Origin of the sequence: Emticicia sp., from assembly GCF_049241225.1 — a bacterium.
GTDB lineage: Bacteria > Bacteroidota > Bacteroidia > Cytophagales > Spirosomataceae > Emticicia.
The window spans coordinates 3,789-5,020 of the sequence record NZ_JBMLRC010000052.1 but is presented as its reverse complement, the minus strand read 5'-3'; the positions used below and the strand labels follow the sequence as shown (position 1 = coordinate 5,020).

2 protein-coding genes are annotated in these 1,232 nt (G+C 32.9%); one reads left to right on the top strand and one right to left on the bottom strand.

What is annotated here, in order from left to right:
* The coding region (locus ACOVO2_RS03585) for a hypothetical protein (protein WP_421768653.1) at nucleotides 1-879 on the top strand (879 nt) is incomplete at its 5' end.
* A gap of 2 nt (nucleotides 880-881) precedes the next feature.
* Here ACOVO2_RS03585 and ACOVO2_RS03580 read toward each other — a convergent pair.
* The coding region (locus ACOVO2_RS03580) for an EamA family transporter (protein ID WP_421768652.1) at nucleotides 882-1,232 on the bottom strand (351 nt) is incomplete at its 5' end.

Sequence of the window (1,232 nt, the reverse complement as noted above, 5' to 3'; positions counted from 1 at the left end):
TTTTATTTTGTAATTTGTTATTTTAGTACAATGAAAAAATACTTTTGTTTTTTGCTGTTTTTTAATACAATTTGTGTATCCGCACAAATTGTCAAATTGCAACTTCTTAGCAAAACAGATAATGCACCGATTCAATATGCTTCTGTAATATTATTAAAGTCAAAGTTTGGAATGTACTCTGATGAATTTGGAAAAGTTGAAATTGCTTTACCACTTGATGATTCTTTAGCTATTTCTTGTATTGGATACGAGACATTAACATTGAGTACAAAAAAGATAAAAAATCACTCTGAAGTTTTTCTTCAGCCAAAGTTTTATGAGTTAGGAGAAACGGTTGTTAAGGAAAAAAAAGAAAAGTATAAAGTCTATAAAGTGGGAAGTTACTGGGACAAACAAAAGAGATATTTAAAACCCGTAATAGGGACTCAATGGGCGATTCTACTTAAAAACATTTATCAAAGAGAAGGAAATATTGACTCAATATTTTTGAAATTTTTGAAAGGAAGTCAAACGAAAGACTCACGAATAATGATTCGTTTATACACAGTTGATTCTGGCTGTGATTGTCCAGGAATAGAAATTCTTCAACAAGCTATTGTCAGAGATATAAAGCCACATCAATCCGATGTTACAATTAACGTACTTGATAAAAATATTAAATTTTCTAACGAAGGAATCTTTATCTCGTTAGAAATACTGGGTTTTGTCAATAATGGAGTTTACGAGCCAATAAAGTTTGGCTATAATGTTGAACCAGTGCTTGCTTTATCGAAAGAGTCATCCGAATATGATAATTGGGTTAAAACTCCATTTAAGAAGCAATGGGAGCGATTTTTTGTGAAAAATAAACTAATGTTTGGGGCAACAATTTTCTATTAACCTTACTTCTTCTTCAAAAATGGGTGCAAAACCACTGATAGTAAAATCAAAGCACCACCAATATAAAAGCCCGAAGTCATTTTTTCGCTTTCGCCAAAGATAAAATAGGCCATAATGATGCCATAGATTGGCTCCATATTGATAGAAAGATTGAGTGTAAATGCCGAGATTTTTTTGAGCAAGTGCATCATTTCGATATACGGATAGACCGTACAGACCAGACCCAAAATTCCAACCCAAAGCCAATCGTAATGAGTAAGCGTAAGCTGAAAATGTTCATTGGGTAGGGCAAGGATAATGAGAGGAATGTAAATCCACATAGCACCAAATGCTCCGACCATTTCGTAGAAAGT